This window comes from Clostridium sp. ETTB3, from assembly GCF_053571985.1.
The window spans coordinates 151,511-170,000 of sequence record NZ_CP199832.1 but is presented as its reverse complement, the minus strand read 5'-3'; the positions used below and the strand labels follow the sequence as shown (position 1 = coordinate 170,000).

General features: G+C 29.2%; 17 protein-coding genes, 10 tRNA genes and 1 other annotated feature (1 of these 28 only partly in view). All 27 genes read right to left on the bottom strand.

What is annotated here, in order from left to right:
* Positions 1-197: the beginning of a UDP-N-acetylmuramoyl-L-alanine--D-glutamate ligase gene (murD, locus tag ACUN06_RS00805; protein WP_291733338.1), read on the bottom strand. Its footprint begins 1,177 nt before the window's first position; 197 of the gene's 1,374 nt are visible here — the first part of the coding sequence; it begins with the start codon at positions 195-197; the stop codon falls past the left edge of the window.
* A gap of 178 nt (positions 198-375) precedes the next feature.
* Positions 376-1,767: a glycine--tRNA ligase gene (locus ACUN06_RS00800; RefSeq protein WP_291733340.1), complete on the bottom strand. Its 1,392-nt coding sequence runs from the start codon at positions 1,765-1,767 to the stop codon at positions 376-378.
* A 94-nt stretch (positions 1,768-1,861) separates the two neighbouring features.
* Positions 1,862-2,026: a binding site (T-box leader), on the bottom strand.
* A 129-nt stretch (positions 2,027-2,155) separates the two neighbouring features.
* A tRNA-Asn gene (locus tag ACUN06_RS00795) sits at positions 2,156-2,230 on the bottom strand.
* Positions 2,231-2,258: 28 nt separating this feature from the next.
* Positions 2,259-2,333 (bottom strand) — tRNA-Asn (locus tag ACUN06_RS00790).
* Between the two features lie 27 nt (positions 2,334-2,360).
* Positions 2,361-2,435, bottom strand: a tRNA-Asn gene (locus tag ACUN06_RS00785).
* A 179-nt stretch (positions 2,436-2,614) separates the two neighbouring features.
* Entirely contained in the window at positions 2,615-4,123 is a 1,509-nt protein-coding gene (gene lysS, locus ACUN06_RS00780; protein WP_291733342.1) for a lysine--tRNA ligase, read from the bottom strand.
* Positions 4,124-4,138: 15 nt separating this feature from the next.
* Entirely contained in the window at positions 4,139-4,621 is a 483-nt protein-coding gene (greA, locus tag ACUN06_RS00775; RefSeq protein WP_291733344.1) for a transcription elongation factor GreA, read from the bottom strand.
* A 141-nt stretch (positions 4,622-4,762) separates the two neighbouring features.
* Positions 4,763-5,743 carry a tRNA dihydrouridine synthase DusB gene (gene dusB / locus ACUN06_RS00770; protein WP_291733347.1) on the bottom strand — a complete coding sequence of 327 codons (981 nt, stop codon included), beginning with the start codon at positions 5,741-5,743 and terminating at the stop codon, positions 4,763-4,765.
* A gap of 4 nt (positions 5,744-5,747) precedes the next feature.
* Positions 5,748-6,527, bottom strand: coding sequence for a type III pantothenate kinase (locus ACUN06_RS00765; RefSeq protein WP_291733355.1), 780 nt, complete (start codon positions 6,525-6,527; stop codon positions 5,748-5,750).
* Between the two features lie 131 nt (positions 6,528-6,658).
* Positions 6,659-8,329: a formate--tetrahydrofolate ligase gene (locus ACUN06_RS00760; protein ID WP_449389968.1), complete on the bottom strand. Its 1,671-nt coding sequence runs from the start codon at positions 8,327-8,329 to the stop codon at positions 6,659-6,661.
* Between the two features lie 195 nt (positions 8,330-8,524).
* Complete coding sequence (gene ftsH, locus ACUN06_RS00755; RefSeq protein WP_291733363.1) at positions 8,525-10,327, bottom strand: ATP-dependent zinc metalloprotease FtsH; 1,803 nt, start codon at positions 10,325-10,327, stop codon at positions 8,525-8,527.
* A 50-nt stretch (positions 10,328-10,377) separates the two neighbouring features.
* Complete coding sequence (gene hpt / locus ACUN06_RS00750; RefSeq protein ID WP_291733367.1) at positions 10,378-10,917, bottom strand: hypoxanthine phosphoribosyltransferase; 540 nt, start codon at positions 10,915-10,917, stop codon at positions 10,378-10,380.
* 5 nt (positions 10,918-10,922) lie between these two features.
* Positions 10,923-12,314: a tRNA lysidine(34) synthetase TilS gene (gene tilS, locus ACUN06_RS00745; RefSeq protein WP_449389967.1), complete on the bottom strand. Its 1,392-nt coding sequence runs from the start codon at positions 12,312-12,314 to the stop codon at positions 10,923-10,925.
* 144 nt (positions 12,315-12,458) lie between these two features.
* On the bottom strand, positions 12,459-14,846 hold the full coding sequence (gene spoIIE / locus ACUN06_RS00740) for a stage II sporulation protein E (RefSeq protein ID WP_449389966.1): 2,388 nt from the start codon (positions 14,844-14,846) through the stop codon (positions 12,459-12,461).
* Between the two features lie 408 nt (positions 14,847-15,254).
* Positions 15,255-15,341, bottom strand: a tRNA-Leu gene (locus ACUN06_RS00735).
* Between the two features lie 5 nt (positions 15,342-15,346).
* Positions 15,347-15,423 (bottom strand) — tRNA-Met (locus ACUN06_RS00730).
* A 6-nt stretch (positions 15,424-15,429) separates the two neighbouring features.
* Positions 15,430-15,505 (bottom strand) — tRNA-Met (locus tag ACUN06_RS00725).
* 22 nt (positions 15,506-15,527) lie between these two features.
* A tRNA-Leu gene (locus ACUN06_RS00720) sits at positions 15,528-15,614 on the bottom strand.
* A gap of 5 nt (positions 15,615-15,619) precedes the next feature.
* Positions 15,620-15,696 (bottom strand) — tRNA-Met (locus tag ACUN06_RS00715).
* A 5-nt stretch (positions 15,697-15,701) separates the two neighbouring features.
* Positions 15,702-15,777 (bottom strand) — tRNA-Met (locus ACUN06_RS00710).
* 20 nt (positions 15,778-15,797) lie between these two features.
* Positions 15,798-15,884 (bottom strand) — tRNA-Leu (locus ACUN06_RS00705).
* A gap of 313 nt (positions 15,885-16,197) precedes the next feature.
* Entirely contained in the window at positions 16,198-16,599 is a 402-nt protein-coding gene (locus ACUN06_RS00700; protein ID WP_291732571.1) for a S1 domain-containing RNA-binding protein, read from the bottom strand.
* Positions 16,600-16,687: 88 nt separating this feature from the next.
* Positions 16,688-16,969, bottom strand: a complete 282-nt coding sequence (locus ACUN06_RS00695) for an FtsB family cell division protein (RefSeq protein WP_291732572.1) — start codon at positions 16,967-16,969, stop codon at positions 16,688-16,690.
* Positions 16,970-17,047: 78 nt separating this feature from the next.
* Entirely contained in the window at positions 17,048-17,440 is a 393-nt protein-coding gene (gene yabQ, locus ACUN06_RS00690; protein WP_291732573.1) for a spore cortex biosynthesis protein YabQ, read from the bottom strand.
* Between the two features lie 9 nt (positions 17,441-17,449).
* On the bottom strand, positions 17,450-17,743 hold the full coding sequence (gene yabP, locus ACUN06_RS00685) for a sporulation protein YabP (RefSeq protein ID WP_294369129.1): 294 nt from the start codon (positions 17,741-17,743) through the stop codon (positions 17,450-17,452).
* 53 nt (positions 17,744-17,796) lie between these two features.
* Positions 17,797-18,057, bottom strand: coding sequence for an RNA-binding S4 domain-containing protein (locus tag ACUN06_RS00680; protein ID WP_291732578.1), 261 nt, complete (start codon positions 18,055-18,057; stop codon positions 17,797-17,799).
* Between the two features lie 73 nt (positions 18,058-18,130).
* Positions 18,131-18,406, bottom strand: coding sequence for an HU family DNA-binding protein (locus ACUN06_RS00675; protein ID WP_291732580.1), 276 nt, complete (start codon positions 18,404-18,406; stop codon positions 18,131-18,133).
* Positions 18,407-18,490: the final 84 nt, after the last annotated feature.

Genomic DNA, 18,490 nt, shown 5'->3' with positions numbered 1-18,490 from the left:
AGTTCTAACTTAACACCTTTTTCTTTAAATTCTTCTGCAATTTTTCCTAATTCCTTTTCCTCTTTCATATCAAAAGCTGTTACTTTAGCTCCTAATTTCACTAAAAAGTTTATTAAAGGAATATTACTTACTCCAATCCCTACAACAGCAACATTTTTACTATTAATAAAATCCTTAAAGTCTTTAAAATTTTTCATTACTGCCTCCAATTTTAAACTATAATTTTGTTCTCATTTATAGCTATTAATAATTCTTTCCAATTATATAAATAATTATATCATTATAATTTCTTATATTCTATAAATATAAATCTTATATAATATAAAAAAGGCAGTAAGAAATAATTATTAATAATCATTTCTTACTGCTTATTAATTAAAACTCTAAACTCTTAGCAATAAAGTCTGTTAATTTACTAATTTCAACTCTTTCTTGAGTCATAGAATCTCTATGTCTTATAGTAACACATCCATCATTTTCAGTTTCAAAATCAACTGTAATACAGAATGGAGTTCCTATTTCATCTTGTCTTCTATATCTCTTACCAATACTTCCTGTTTCATCATATTCAACATTGAAGTTTTTAGCTAACATTGAATATACTTCATCAGCTTTATCTGATAACTTCTTAGATAATGGTAATACAGCTGCTTTATATGGAGCTAATGCTGGATGTAAATGCATAACTGTTCTTACATCTCCACCTTCTAATTCTTCTTCATCATAAGCATCTACTAAAAATGCTAAAGCAACTCTATCAGCCCCTAATGATGGTTCTATACAATATGGTATATATTTTTCATTAGTTGTTGGATCTAAATATGACATATCAGTTCCAGAATGCTCTGCATGTTTCTTTAAGTCATAGTCTGTTCTATCAGCTATTCCCCAAAGTTCTCCCCATCCAAATGGGAATAAATATTCTATATCAGATGTTGCATTTGAGTAAAATGATAATTCTTCTTCACCATGATCTCTCATTCTTAAAGAATCTGCATTTACTCCTAAGTTTAATAAGAAGTTCCAGCAGTAATCCTTCCAATATCCAAACCATTCTAAATCTGTTCCTGGCTTACAGAAGAATTCTAATTCCATTTGTTCAAATTCTCTTGTTCTAAATGTAAAGTTTCCTGGTGTAATTTCATTTCTGAAAGACTTACCTATTTGAGCTATACCAAAAGGAACTTTCTTTCTTGAAGTTCTTTGAACTGATTTAAAGTTAACGAATATACCTTGAGCAGTTTCTGGTCTTAAATATACTGTATTGGCAGAATCTTCAGTTATACCTTGGAAAGTTTTAAACATTAAATTAAACTTTCTTATATCTGTATAATTCATCTTTCCACACTTAGGACAAACAATATTGTTTTTAGTTATGTATTCCATTAACTCTTCATTAGTCCATCCATCAGCTGTTGCCACTTCAACTCCACTTTCAGTCATATGATCTTCAACTAATTTATCTGCTCTAAATCTTGATTTACATTCCTTACAATCCATTAATGGATCTGAGAAACCACCAACGTGCCCTGATGCAACCCAAACTTCTGGATTCATTAATATAGCACAATCAACTCCAACATTATAAGGACTTTCTTGAACGAATTTTTTCCACCAAGCCTTTTTTACGTTGTTTTTAAATTCAACACCTAATGGACCGTAATCCCATGAGTTTGCAAGTCCTCCGTAAATTTCTGATCCTGGGAATATAAATCCTCTACTTTTACATAAAGCAACGATTTTATCCATAGTTTTTTCTACTGCCATTTCACTACCTCCATCATTGTGATAACCTTTTGACATTCCTGTCAAATTAAATTAACAAAATTTATTTTTTATAATAAAAAAAGCCTTATAACCACAAAGGGACGAAAATTAATTCCGCGGTTCCACCCTTCTTAGCTAAAGCTCAACTTTGCAAATTACACTCAAAAGCGCCCTTCATTTTAACTTTTTAATGATTTTCACCAGCCATCATCTCTCTAAAAAAAATATTAAAATTACTCCTCTTTTTCATCGTGTTTTATTAAATTATATATTAATTTTATCAAACAGCTTATAGATGTCAAGAAAAATTATATATTCTTTTATATAAAACAAAAGAGCTTTGTATCAACAGACATCATCTGCTCTTACAAAACTCTTAAAATAAAAATGGCTCCGCGAAGAGGACTCGAACCTCCAGCCTATCGGTTAACAGCCGAGTGCTCCACCATTGAGCTATCGCGGAATATTATTTGCAACAATTAAATTTAAAGTGGCTCCGCGAAGAGGACTCGAACCTCCAGCCTATCGGTTAACAGCCGAGTGCTCCACCATTGAGCTATCGCGGAATATTATTGCAGCAATGAAATTTAAAGTGGCTCCGCGAAGAGGACTCGAACCTCCAGCCTATCGGTTAACAGCCGAGTGCTCCACCATTGAGCTATCGCGGAATGTCATTGCATAATTTATTATATCAGCTTTTATATAAAATGCAACACTTTTTTTAAAATTTTTTATTTTTTATTTTAAATTTCACTTTTATTCTGCCATAAAACAATTTTATAGTTTTAAATAGGTCTTTAAATTCCCTAATAATATAAAAAAACCACCCAATGGTGGTTTTTTTATATTATTGATTTATTGGTTTCATTGTTGGGAATAGTATTACATCTCTTATTGATGCTGAATCAGTTAAGAACATTATTAATCTATCTATTCCTATTCCTAATCCACCTGTTGGTGGCATACCAGTTTCTAATGCACTCATAAACTCTTCATCAATCATATAAGCTTCGTCATCACCAAGTTCTCTTTCTTTTTCTTGCTGAGCAAATCTTTCTCTTTGAACGATAGGATCATTTAATTCAGAATATGCATTACATAACTCTCTACCAAATACAAATCCTTCAAATCTTTCGGTGAACATTTCATTTCCTCTCTTTTTCTTTGTAAGAGGTGAAATTTCTACTGGATAATCTATAATGAAAGTTGGTTGTATCATATGCTCTTCACAGAATTCTTCATATAGCATATTTAATACTTCACCTTTTGTTACAGTATTTAATGGTTTAGGGAATTCTAAATGTTTTTCCTTTGCAATAGCTTGAGCTTCTTCATCAGAGTTTATTGTAGCAAAGTCAACTCCAGCATATTCCTTAACAGCATCAACCATAGTTATTCTTCTCCATGGTGGCATAAAGTCAATTTCAGTACCTTGGTAAGTAACCTTAGTAGTTCCATTAACCTTCTTACATACTTCTGCAATCATATTTTCAGTTAATTCCATCATATCATTATAATCAGCAAAAGCTTGATATAATTCAATCATAGTAAATTCTGGATTATGTCTTACTGACATACCTTCATTTCTGAAAGTTCTTCCTAATTCATAAACTTTTTCAAATCCAGCAACAATACATCTCTTTAAGTATAACTCTGGAGCTATTCTTAAGAACATATCTAAATCTAAAGTATTGTGATGAGTTATAAATGGTCTAGCAGAAGCTCCACCAGCTATTGTTGCAAGCATTGGTGTTTCAACTTCTAAGAATCCTCTATTATCTAAGAATTCTCTTATACCTTTAATTATTTGACTTCTCTTAATAAAAGTATCCTTAACTTCTGGATTAGTTATTATATCTACTTCTCTTTGTCTATATCTTAAATCTGGATCTTTTAATCCATGCCATTTTTCTGGAAGTGGCTTTAATGATTTACATATTAATTCTATTTCTTTAGCTTTAATAGATATTTCACCTGTTTTAGTTTTAAAAACTTCTCCAGTACAAGCCACCCAATCTCCTAGGTCATTAGTTTTATATTGCTTTAATGCTTCTTCTCCAACTTCATCAATCTTTATAAATAATTGAATTCTTCCATCTCTATCGTATATATCAGAGAAAACAACTTTTCCTTGTCCTCTCTTAGACATAATTCTTCCTGCAACTGTAACATCCTTGCCTTCTAATTCTTCAAAGTTATCCTTAACCTGTTGTGAACTATGAGTTCTATTAACCTTATATACGTCAAAAGGATCTTTTCCTGCTTCTTGTAATTGAACTAGTTTTTCTCTTCTTAATCTTTCTTGCTCATTAAATTGAGACTCTAGTTCTTGTATATTCATTTCTTCAGTTGACATTCACTATACCTCCAATTAGCCTCTTCTTATTTCTAAGATTTCAAACTTACTTACTCCACTTGGAACTGTAACTTCCACTACATCTCCAACTTTTTTTCCTAATAATGCACTACCTACTGGTGATTCATTTGATATTTTAAAGTTCATAGGATCTGCTTCAGCTGAACCAACTATTGCATATTCAACTTCTTCATCAAATTCATAGTCCATAACCTTTACTATTGATCCTACTGAAACCTTATCTGTTGGTATTTCACTTTCATCAACAACAACAGCATTTTTTAACATATTTTCTAACTGAATTATTCTACCTTCATTAAAAGCTTGATCGTTTTTAGCTTCATCATATTCAGAGTTTTCACTTAAATCTCCATACCCTAAAGCTACTTTTATTTTTTCAGTAATTTCTTTTCTTCTAACAGTCTTTAAATATTCTAATTCTTCTTCAAGTTTTTTAATACCTTCGTAAGTCATTATATTCTTTTTTGTTTGACTCATAATCTTTCTCCCCTTCAAAGCTTTACTCTATTTTAACTCTTAAAATCTAATAAGCTTATTAATCTTAAAATCATTTTAAATATTATAAATCAGGCTATTTCATCTGTCAATAAAATAACTAACTATTTTCCTTCTTATAATTTAATAAGAAATATTACTTAATTCATTTCTATATTCTTTTAATATATTAAATACTTCCTCATTTGTTGATAAGGTATTTACTATATTTCTTAATTCACTACTTTTAGGTAATCCTTTTAGATACCAAGAAGTATGTTTTCTCATTTCTCTTACAGCTTTAAATTCACCATCATATTTTATAGCTAACTCATAATGTCTTAAACACATATCAATTTTTTCTTTTGCTGTAATAGGCAAAACATCCTGTCCTTTTAATGCCATTTCTATTTGATTAAATATCCATGGATTTCCCATGCTTCCTCTTGCAATCATTATTGCATCACATTGAGTAATTTCTTTCATCTTTAATGCATCTTCAGGAGTAAAAACATCTCCATTCCCTATAACAGGTATAGATACTGCTTTTTTTACTTTACTTATTATATCCCAATCTGCTTTTCCTTCATACATTTGCTTTTTAGTTCTTCCATGAATAGCAATTGCATCAGCTCCAGAATACTCCATCATCTTTGCAAATTCAACAGCATTAATATTATCATCATCATAACCTTTTCTAAACTTAACAGTAACAGGTTTATTAGAAACTTTTTTTATTTCACTTACTATTTCCCCAGCTAGTTTAGGATTTAACATCAATGCTGATCCTTCTCCATTTTTAGTTATTTTAGGCGCAGGACATCCCATATTTATATCTAAAATACATATATCATTCATATTATTAAAATGACTTTTAACAACTTCTGACATTATTTTAGGATCATTTCCAAAGATTTGAGCTGCAACTGGCTTTTCCTCATCTGCAATTCTTAATAAGCTTTTAGTATTTTCACTTCCATAATATAATGCTTTTGCACTTACCATTTCAGTATATACTAAGCCACATCCCATTTCTTTGCATAATCCCCTAAATGAAATATCCGTTACTCCCGCCATAGGTGCCAAGAAAACACTTTTATCAAAATTAAGGTTTCCTATTTTCATTTGTTTACTCCTTATTTTTATCGTAGATTATTCTTAACCCCTCTAATGTTAAACTAGAATCAACTTTATCTATAACATCTGTTGATTTAGCTATTAAATTAGCTAATCCTCCAGTTGCAATTACATATGGATTTTCATAACCCATTGCAACCATTTCTTTTTTTATCTTATTAACTATATATTCTACTTGCCCTATATATCCATATAATATACCTGCTTGCATACTTGAAACTGTGTTCTTACATATTATACTTTTAGGCAGTTCTAATTCTACCCTTGGTAATTTGGCTGCTCTTTCAAATAAAGCATCCGAAGAAATTCTTACACCTGGACAAATACATCCACCTAAGTAATTTCCTGCTTCAGTAACAGCACAATAAGTAGTTGCCGTTCCAAAATCAATTATAATTACATCTCTTCTGTATATTTCATGAGCAGCTACTGCATTTACAATTCTATCCGCTCCAACTTCCTTAGGATTATCATATTTAATATTTATTCCAGTCTTTACTCCTGGTCCAACGATTATAGGGTCTATATTAAAACTCTTTTTAACCATATTTTCTAATGAGTGCATTATATTTGGTACAACTGACGATATTATTATTCCTTTTACTTCCTTTGGATTTAAATCATTTTGATGGAATAATTGTATCATTTGAATTCCATATTCATCTGAAGTTTTTTTTGAATCAGTAGAAATTCTCCATCCAGCTATATATTCATTATCCTTGTATACTCCTATAACTATATTGGTATTCCCCACATCTACCAGTAGAATCATAAACGCGCACCACCTTAACATAATTAAAGCAGCCCTAAAGCTGCTTTTATTGTACTATTAAACAGTAATTAAACTAATAATTTAATTTTAACAATTACATATTATTTGTCAAGTGTTGTAAATTTTAAATTTTAGAATAATCCTACAATTTCACCATTCTCCAAAATATCCATTTTATTAGCTGCAGGAACCTTTGGTAATCCAGGCATAGTCATAATATCACCTGTTAATGCAACAATAAACCCTGCTCCATTAGAAACTCTAACTTCTTTTACTGTAATATCAAATCCTTCTGGTCTTCCTAACAAGGCTGGATTATCAGATAATGAATATTGTGTTTTTGCCATACAAATTGGTAACTTATCTAACTCAAATTTTTCAAGCTCCATTATTTGTCTATTAGCTGCCGGTGTATAATTAACATTACTTGCTCCATAAATTTCTTTAGCAATAGTTAATATTTTTTCCTTAATGCTCTTATTTTCATCATATAAAACTTTAAAACTTGATTTTTCATTTTCTAATATATTATTTACTATATTAGCTAATTCTAATCCACCTTCTCCACCTTTAGCCCAAACATCACTTAATGTTACTTCAACATTTAAATTTTTACAAAAATCCTTTATAAAATTAATTTCTTCATCTGAATCTGTTACAAATTTATTTATAGCAACAACAACAGGAATATTAAATTTTTGCATGTTTTCTATTTGCTTTTCTAAGTTTACAATCCCTTTTGCTAATGCTTTAACATTTGGAACATTTAATTCTTCCTTTTTAATTCCACCATGATGCTTTAAAGCTCTCATAGTTGCAACTATAACTACACAATCAGGTTTTAAGTTTCCATATCTACATTTTATATCTAAGAATTTTTCAGCACCTAAATCTGCTCCAAATCCTCCTTCTGTAACTACTACTTCTCCTAATTTTAATGCCATTTTAGTTGCTAATATAGAATTACATCCATGAGCTATATTTGCAAATGGACCTCCATGAATTATTGCTGGAGTATTTTCTAAAGTTTGAACTAAATTAGGTTTAACTGCATCTTTCATTAAAAGTGCCATGGCCCCTTGAACATTAAGTTGTTTTGCATAAATAGGATTTCCATCTAAATCATATGCTATTAATATATTTCCCATTCTTTTTTTAAGATCACTTAAACTTGTTGCTAAACAAAGAATAGCCATTATTTCTGATGCAACAGTTATCATGAATCCATCTTCTCTTAAAAATCCATTAACTTTTCCACCCATACCAACAACTATATTTCTTAATACTCTATCATTCATATCCATGACTCTTTTAAATATAATTCTTCTTGAATCTATTCTTAAATCATTTCCTTGATGAATATGATTATCTATTGCTGCACATAATAAATTGTTAGCAGTAGTAATCGCGTGCATATCACCTGTAAAATGTAAATTTATATCTTCCATAGGTACAACTTGAGCATATCCACCACCAGCAGCACCACCTTTTACCCCAAACACTGGCCCTAAAGAAGGCTCTCTTAATGCAATAATTGCTTTTTTTCCTGTTTTACATAATGCTTGACCTAACCCAACTGTAACAGTAGATTTTCCTTCTCCTGCTGGCGTTGGATTTATTGCTGTAACAAGTACTAACTTTCCATCTTCCTTATTCTTGTTTTTATTTAATACATCTAATGAAATCTTACATTTATATTTTCCATATAGCTCTATATCGTCCTCAGTTAAATTTAATTTTTCTGCAATTTTTACTATTGGTTCCATCTTTGCTTCTTGAGCTATTTGAATATCACTTTTCATATTATTAACCCCCTTTAATATTTAAAATTAAAATTATATTTAATTATATCACTATAATTCTCCTTTTTAAATATACTCTATATACTGCCACATTACTACTTTTATATTTTTCTTACTTTTTTCATATTATATAACATAAAAAAACTACAACTAACTTATTTAATAAGTTAGTTGTCATCATTTTAACAAATGCTTTTAATTAGCATCAAAAATCATTTCAAATTCTTTTCCATCAATCTTTTCTTTATCAAGTAATTCATTTGCTACTGCATGAAGCTTATTTATATTAGTTTTAAGAAGTTCTTCTGCCCTATCATATGCAACTTCAATAAACATCTTAACTTCCTTATCTATTTCAGCTCCTATTTCTTCACTAAAGTTTCTTCCTCTTCCAAGATCTCTTCCTAAAAATACTTCATTATTATCAGAGCCATATGAAATAGTTCCAATTTTATCACTCATTCCATATTCCATAACCATAGCTCTTGCTATTGAACTTGCTCTATCAATGTCATTTTTAGCCCCTGTACTTATATCTCCTAAAATTAACTTTTCAGCAACTCTACCACCTAAAAGGCCTACCATTTCATCTTGTAATTTTTCCTTAGAAGTATATGCTCTATCTTCTGTTGGTAAATGCATGGTATATCCACCTGCCATGCCTCTTGGTATTATACTAATTTCATGAACTGGATCAGAATGTTTTAAACATTTCATTACAACAGCATGACCAGCCTCATGATATGCTGTAAGCTTTCTATCATGCTCACTAATAGCTCTGCTCTTCTTTTCTGGCCCTGCAATAACTCTAGTTATTGCTTCTTCAAATTCATCCATTCCAATTGCCTTTTTATCTTTTCTAACTGCTAAAAGCGCTGCTTCATTAGCTAAATTTTCTAAGTCAGCTCCACTAAATCCTGGTGTTCTTTTAGCTAATACTTCTAAATCTACATCAACAGCTAAGGGTTTCCTTTGTGTATGAACTTTTAAAACTGCCTCTCTTCCTTTTCTATCAGGTCTTTGAACAACTATTTGTCTATCAAATCTTCCTGGTCTTAATAATGCTGGGTCAAGAATATCTGGTCTATTGGTTGCTGCTATCATTATTATACCTTCATTAGCACCAAAGCCATCCATTTCAACTAATAATTGATTAAGAGTTTGTTCTCTTTCATCATGGCCCCCACCAAGTCCAGCACCTCTTTGTCTTCCTACTGCATCAATTTCGTCAATGAATATTAAAGCTGGTGAATTTTTCTTTGCCTGTTCAAATAAGTCTCTAACCCTAGATGCTCCAACTCCAACGAACATTTCAACAAAATCAGAACCTGATATACTAAAAAATGGCACACCAGCTTCTCCTGCAATAGCTTTAGCTAACAAAGTTTTTCCTGTACCAGGAGGTCCAACTAATAAAACACCCTTAGGTATTCTTGCTCCCATTTCAATGTATCTAGATGGTGACTTTAAGAAATCTACTATTTCTTCTAATTCTGCCTTTTCTTCATCAGCTCCAGCAACATCATCAAAAGTTACCTTTTTAGCATCTGGAGATAACATCTTAGCTCTACTCTTACCGAAAGTCATTACTCCTTTTCCACTTCCACTACCTTGCGATTGTTGTGTAAAAAAGAAAATAAATACTACAAATAATAATATTATCATCCCCATAGGAATTATAGTAAGCCATGCACTATTATTAGATGGTGCTACATATTCTATTTTTATATCATTTTTTGCATATTGACTATTTAACATTTCTATCATTGAATCTGGTGCATAAACAGTAAAATTCGTTTTATCTTTTGTCTGTCCAGTAACGAGCATCTTATCAGGATCAACTCTTACACTTTCAATTTCATCATTTATCCACTTTTGTTGGAACTCACTAAATACTATTCTATCAGAACTACTTTCTCCATTTAAAAGAAATGATGCAGCAAAAAATAATAATATTATAGCTATTATCCAAACAGTAGCACTTGAATATTTTTTCATTCAAGGCCCTCCTTTCTTATAGTCTTATTATCTTAATTTTTAACTACTAATTATTTTTCATACACTTCTCTTTTTAATATTCCTATAAAAGGTAGGTTTCTATATTTTTCAGCATAATCTAATCCATACCCAACTAAAAATTCATCTGGTGTTTCAAATCCAACGTATTTACAATCTATGTCTACTTTTCTTCTAGACGGTTTAGTTAATAATGATGCTATTTCTACTGAACTAGCATTTCTAGTCTTTAAATAATTTAATAAATAACTTAATGTAACTCCACTATCTACTATATCTTCAACTATTAATATATGTTTTCCTGAAATTTCACTATCTAAATCTTTTAGTATTCTTACTACTCCAGTAGTTTCAGAAGAACTTCCATAACTAGATACTGCCATAAAATCAATTTCACATGGTATAGTTATATTTTTTATTAATTCTGAAGCAAATATTACTGACCCCTTTAAAACCCCTACTACTAATAAATCTTTTCCCTTATAATCTCTACTAATTCTTTCTGCTAATTCCTTTGTTTTAGCTTCAATAGCTTCTTTACTAATTAACACTTCTCTTATATCTTGTAACATAAATTTTATCCCTTTCTACTAAACGCTATTTTTAATATTTTTTTAGTATCCTTAGTTATTTTAAATTTTTGTGATGTTTTACATCCTACAACCCATGAAATTTCATCATCAAAGCATACAATTGGTATCTCATCTCTATCATCTCTTGGAATTTTTAAATCCATAAAAATATCTTTAATCTTTTTACTACCATTCATTCCTAAAGGAACAATTTTATCTCCATCTTTTCTATGTCTGATTAAAATATCTCTTTTTATCTTATCATAATCAAATAGCTTTATTAAGTCATTTTTAGGGAATTTTCCCTTGTAATTGTTGTCTATAACTTGGAATTTTATTTCATAATCTTCAAAGTAAATATTATTTGAAAATTCTTCTTTTTTTATCAATACCTTATTATTGTTATTTTTATTTTGACTTTGATTTGACTTAAATATAATATCACCATATAAATTTTCACATACTATGTTATTTGTTAAATTTATTTTTTTCCCAGTTGAATTTTTAGATAAACTAGTAATTTGATTTATATGTTTCATTTCAAAATTTTCATGAGAATTCGAAATATTTTTAAATGCCATAATTATTACTCTAGAAATTATAGAATCCATTTCATCCTTAAATAATTCCTTTTTTATAATTAGTTCATTAATTTTAGTTTTACAATATTTATTGTAGCACCTTTTGGAATATTCTTCTATAAATTCATTATCTTTTTGTAATAATAATACCATCCTATTTAATGTTTCAACTATGTCATCATTAAAATGTTCTTTCATATAAGGAAGTATATCCAATCTAACTCTATTTCTACTATAAATTCTTTCATGGTTACTTTTATCTATTCTAGGATTTAAGTTGTTTTCTTTGCAATAATCTTCTATCTCATTTCTTTTTAAACATAATATTGGTCTTATGATTCCATCTTTTCTTTTTGATTTTATACCAGTTAATCCTTCTAGCCCTGTACCTCTCATCATACGCATAATTACTGTTTCTGCTTGATCATTTTCATTATGCGCTACTGCAATTTTATTATAACCATGCTCTTTCCTTATTTCTTCAAATGCCTTATATCTTTCGTTTCTTCCTGCTACTTCTAAAGAAACTCCTTCTTTGTTTGCAACACATTCTATATCTATTCTTTTGACATAATAATTTATTCCTAATTCACTACATAATCTAATTATATATTCTTCATCTTTATCAGATTCATCACCTCTTAACATATGATTTATATGTATTGCACCTAATTCTATATCAAAAACTTCTTTTAATTTATACAATATATGTAGCATACATACTGAATCTGGCCCTCCTGATAAAGCTATTAGTACTTTATCTTGCTTTTCAATAAGTTTATTATCATTTATATAATTTGTAACTTTATTTAACACTTATTTTCTCCTATTTGTTTAATATATAAATATATAATACATTTACTGTATTTTAATGTAAACATTCTATATTATTAATTCTTTACATTTATTTAATTTTTAAATCTATAATTATTAATAAAAGTGCTCAAAGGAGCACTTTTATTAATAAGTTGAATATAGTTTTGATACCACTACTGTCATATCATCTAAAACTCTGCCATCACATCTCTTTTTAGCCATTTCTAAAATTTCTCTTGCTAAAATTTCTGGATTAACTTGTTCTGCTTTTAAATAATCAACTATCCAAGAATATTCACCAACATTATCTTTATTTGTGTCTATAACTCCATCACTAATAGTTATTATTATGTCACCATTTTTAACCTTTTTTCTTATAGGAGTTACATCCATATCATCAACAATTCCAAAAGGTAAACTTGAGCTTTTTATAACTTCAACATCTTTTCCCCTTTTAATAAAACTCATACTAGCTCCTACTTTTATAAATTGAACTTCCCCTGTATATAAATCTATAGAATTCATATCTAATGTAGTAAATTTCTCATCTTCATTAAATTTCATTCCCATAATTGAATTTACTGCATTTAACATTGTGTTTTCGCTAAATCCCCCCTCATTAAATTTTTCTATTAATTCTATTGCAGCTTCACTTTCTAATCCAGCTTCTGGTCCTGAACCCATTCCATCACTTAATATAGTTACATATTCACCTACTTTATTTTTTCCAAAACTATAACTATCCCCTGAATACTTTTCCCCATCTTTAACATTAAAAGACACAAATGAGGAAACATTATATTTATAAGTTTCTTCCATGACTATTGAACATTCATTAGTTTCAGGATCTATAGTACATCCATCTTGAGATATACTTAATGGCGTTCTTATAAATTCACTAATGGTAGGTAAAATATTTTTTCTACAATAGCTTTCTCCATCTATACTATCTACCTTTATTTTAATTTTTAAACGTCCTTTTCTATCAGTATAAGAATAAATATTTTTATATCTTATCTTATTTTTAGCTAAGGTCTTTCTTAAAACTTTATCTATTTCTAAACAACTATTTACATTACTATTAAAATCACTAAGTATATTAGATACTGTTATAGACATATTACTTATTTGACTTGCTATAATTTTTCTTCCCTCTATTAATCTTGATTTTAATGCTTCATTAATTGTATAAGTAGAAAATAATTCCTCTGCACTTTTTAATAATGTATTTCTTTTTACACATTTTAAATCTAAATTCTTAGGCAAACATGTTTTTTTACTTTCACAACTTAACATAAGCTCTCCAAATTCAGAAAATGTACTATGCAATTCTCTTCCCCAACATTTATTATTCATTTCACAATTTTGACAAACTCTATCTGCTAAACTTTCTATCATAGCAGTCCCCTTATTTTTCATAAGTAATTTTTCATTTCCTGATAAATCTTCGATTGAAGTTGCTACTGCTGATAATGAACCTCTTAAAGCTTCTAATCTATCTACAAATTCTAATTTAATCCCTTCAACTTGTGCATCACTAATTATTTTTCCTTTTTCCTCATTACTAAGTTCTCTTAATATTTGTCTTATAATATTTTCAGGAATTATAATCATAATAATAGCAGCTAATATAATTTCTAAAACTGATTGAATTGTAACTTGTCCCATATATGTCCTTATCATAAACATAGAAATAATATATGCTAACACTGAAAATCCTTTTCCAGTTTCCTTGAAAACTCCAACAATTAATCCACATACCGAATAAATAGTTGTTGATACAAGAAGGTCATTATTAGCAATTCCCATTATTAATCCCATAGCAACTCCTAATATAGCTCCAATACTGCTTCCAGCAGCATATGCAACTGTTATAACTACTGACATTGCTAATATTGTTCTTATTTCAACCCCTAATAAAGCAAAATCCCCTATTCCTGCAATTACCAAACAAATCAATATAGCTATACTTATCAATTCTTCAGTTGAATAAAAATGATTAGTATTTAATTCTTGAATACATTCAATACCATAATTTAATATATAAAATATAGGTACTACAACTAATGATTTAATTAATGAAAAAACTGCATTTATCTCAAGGCTTTGTTCTCCTATAGATATTCCTATTACTAATCCAGAAATTATAATTGCCATAAAAGCAATATTACTTTTAAAATTTTTTTTAAGTATAGTAAATATTACTTTACATAATAATACTATTGTTAATATAGAAACATAAATGATTACATCCTTTTCTCTGCTATAACCAGCTAGATAACCTATTACAACTGAAACAAATATTAATAAACTCTTTTTTATATCATTTTTCTTTACCATAGCTAAAAAATAACTTATCCCAAAAGGAGCTAAATATAAACCTTCAACAAATCCAAACCCTACACGACTTATCATAACTCCGGAAAATAATACTATTAATAATCCCAGTAATCCATTTTCAAAATTTATTTTTTTTATTTTCTTTTCATTATCTATTCTTCTATAACTAGGTACTTCAACACCATAATCCATAATTATCCTTCCCCTTCATAAAATTCCTACTAAAATAATAGCACTATTATAATTAGAGTTATGTCATTTAGTGTTTATTAAATTATAAATTCGTAAGACACTTTTCCTTTTTTTGGTATATATTTTTTTATTATTTTCCCTATAAAAACTTTATTTACATATTTTAAATAAATATTTTTTATTACCCTTGTATTTCTTGTCGTAAATTATTATTAACTTTTCAGTTAAATACTTATTATCAATTTATTTCTAAAATATGGCTAAAAAAAGTGGCTATTGCCACATATTTCACATTATTAATCTTATAGTTTTAAGACTTAAATTAATTGATATCATTAATTTTATAATTTCAAAAATTTTATATCTTTGAATAAAGAAAAAAAGAGATACAAATCACTTTGTATCTCTTGGTGCTGAAGACCGGAATCGAACCGGTACGGTATCGCTACCGCAGGATTTTAAGTCCTGTGCGTCTGCCTGTTCCGCCACTTCAGCGTATTTGGTAGCGGAAATAGGACTTGAACCTACGACACCTCGGGTATGAACCGAGTGCTCTAGCCAGCTGAGCTATTCCGCCATGTTTTGGTTGCGGGGGCAGGACTTGAACCTACGACCTTCGGGTTATGAGCCCGACGAGCTGCCAACTGCTCCACCCCGCGATATTATAAACTAAATTCAACTTGGTGCTGAAGACCGGAATCGAACCGGTACGGTATCGCTACCGCAGGATTTTAAGTCCTGTGCGTCTGCCTGTTCCGCCACTTCAGCGTATCTGGTAGCGGAAATAGGACTTGAACCTACGACACCTCGGGTATGAACCGAGTGCTCTAGCCAGCTGAGCTATTCCGCCATGTTTGGTTGCGGGGGCAGGACTTGAACCTACGACCTTCGGGTTATGAGCCCGACGAGCTGCCAACTGCTCCACCCCGCGATATTAAGTTGAATTTAGTTTGGTGCTGAAGACCGGAATCGAACCGGTACGGTATCGCTACCGCAGGATTTTAAGTCCTGTGCGTCTGCCTGTTCCGCCACTTCAGCGTATTTGTTTCGCCGTCTTCATCTGACGACAAAATTAATTATATAGCATGAATATAATACTGTCAACATTTTTTTCATTTTTTTTATTTTTTATTTTAAATTGTCTCTTAACCTAATAAAATAGCGACTTTATGCTATATAAAAGTTTATATTTTTTAAATTTTTCTCTTTTTTTATTAAAAAAGAGGATGTCGCATTAAGAATAAACCCTACAATATATTGTATTAATTTTTATTTTTTAAAACAATATATTGTGTATAAAAATTTTAGTACGACAGCCCCTCTAATATATTAAACTTTTTTAAAATTCTAATTAAAAGCTTTTTTTATTTCTTGATTTAAACTCTTGATGCTTTTTAAAGTCTTGTTGCCTTTCTTCACTATCCTTTAAAAATCTAGACATAATATCTTCAAAGTTTGCTGGAGCAGCTTTTTTCTTTTCAGATGTCCATTGAATTTCTGCAGGCTTAACAGATTTTTTCTTAACGTTAGCTTGCTTAATTGATAAACTAATTTTACCATTATCATCAATTGATATAACTTTTACCTTAACTTTATCTTGTTCATTAAGATGTTGTCTTATATCCTTAACGAATGAATCTGCAACTTCTGAAATATGAACTAAACCTGTTTTTCCTTCAATCTCTACAAACGCTCCGAAGTTTGTAATATTTACCACTGTACCCTCTAATATGTTTCCTGCCATTAAGGTCATTTTACAAAGAATCCTCCTTAAAATAAAAAATAATCTATGTCATTAATAATAATAACCATATTAATAGAATTTTAAACTTAAACCTATATTATTCAGATATATTATTTGTAATAATTTGTTGCTCACCTTCTTTTATTAACCCTAATCTTTCTCTAGCTAGTTTTTCTAAATACTCATTATTACCTTGAGCCCTATCTAGTTCTGCTTGCAACTTAATATTCTTTTCTTTTAATTGCTCTAATTCCTGTGTTTGAGTAGAAATTTCTTTTTTAATTCTCCTTAAAACAACAACTTGCTTTATTAAGCTAACACTAAAAATACCAATAATTAAAACAACACTAATTATCTTAAGGTTTATGTTTTTTTTCATAAAATAGTACCCTCTTTATATCATTCTATAAATATATTGTAAACCACTCAACATAATTAATTCAAGATATTTTTTCTACTAATTATTTTTTCCAATAATATTATGAAATATTACTTTAAATGGATAAATTAAATGTTTAAATATAACTCTAAATACCTTTGCTAATATATTTACAAGCTTTAACTCAAACTTTACACATATATCACTTATAAACCTTATGTACAAGGCTAAAGAAAGAATCATAAATATATAAACATATGCTCCTAAAAAGGCATAATTAGTGTAAAGAAGAAATGCAAAAACAATCATTGCAGCTAATATCCAAAATAATATATCTTCAATAGCTATTATAACCTTATTTACATTACTTCCCCTTATTATTCTATATAAATCAAACATTGCACCTGTTAATATGCCAGCTAGTATTGCATACATTATAATACTAAATTGTATTTCTGTATTTAATAGCATAATAACCTCCTATTTAAAAAGCCTTGCAAATATACCTTCTTTTTCTTTTTTAATTTCCTTCCCACTATATACAATATAATATATTTCTCCATTGATCATTACATCACCATTTTGTACATCAAGTTTATTCATCTTTAAATTTTGACCTTTTATTGTTAATGCTCCTAATTTAGTATTTAGAAGTATCTTTTCATCATCAAAACTAATAACTTCTTCAACTCCAGTTAAAGTCATTTTTTTTCGATTTTCTAATGTAATATTTCCTTTACATTCATCTAATTTACCTTCTGATTTTTTCTCCATTTATTTATCCCTCCATATATTTCTTGGTTAAATATATGAAAAGTTATTTAAAATTATTCTTTATCTTCTTCCCCCTCTAAAATCTCATACATTTCTTTTGCATTTTCTTTTTTTACATGTTCAGCAATATTTATGATTCTTGCTTTTAACTTTCTATTTGCAAATGTAATTTCAATTATATCTCCTTCATTTATATTTGTTGAAGGTTTAGCAACTTTATCATTAATAGAAACCCTTCCATTTTCACAAGCTTCTTTAGCTACTGTTCTTCTTTTTATTATTCTTGAAACTTTTAAATATTTATCTAATCTCATGGTTTATGCTCCTTTAATAAAATTTAATTTTAAATATTAAAAAACCCGAGATAACTCGGGCTTAAAAATATAATTACTTATTAACTCTTTCCTTAAATTCCTTACCTGCTTTAAATACTGGTACAGTAGAAGCTGGAATGTTTATAGTTTCCTTAGTTCTTGGGTTTCTTCCTTCTCTAGCTGCTCTTTCTCTAGTTTCAAAAGTACCAAATCCAACTAATTGAACTTTGTCTCCACCTTCTAAAGCTTCTTGAACTGAATCAATGAAAGCTTTTAATGCAGCTTCTGCGTCTTTCTTTGTTAATTGGCTCTTCTCAGCCATGCTAGTAATTAATTCTGCTTTATTCACGATTTACATCCTCCTTAAATAAACAGTTAAAATATTGTAGTTAACTATTTTAAATTATGTACTATAACTACATTACCTTATTAT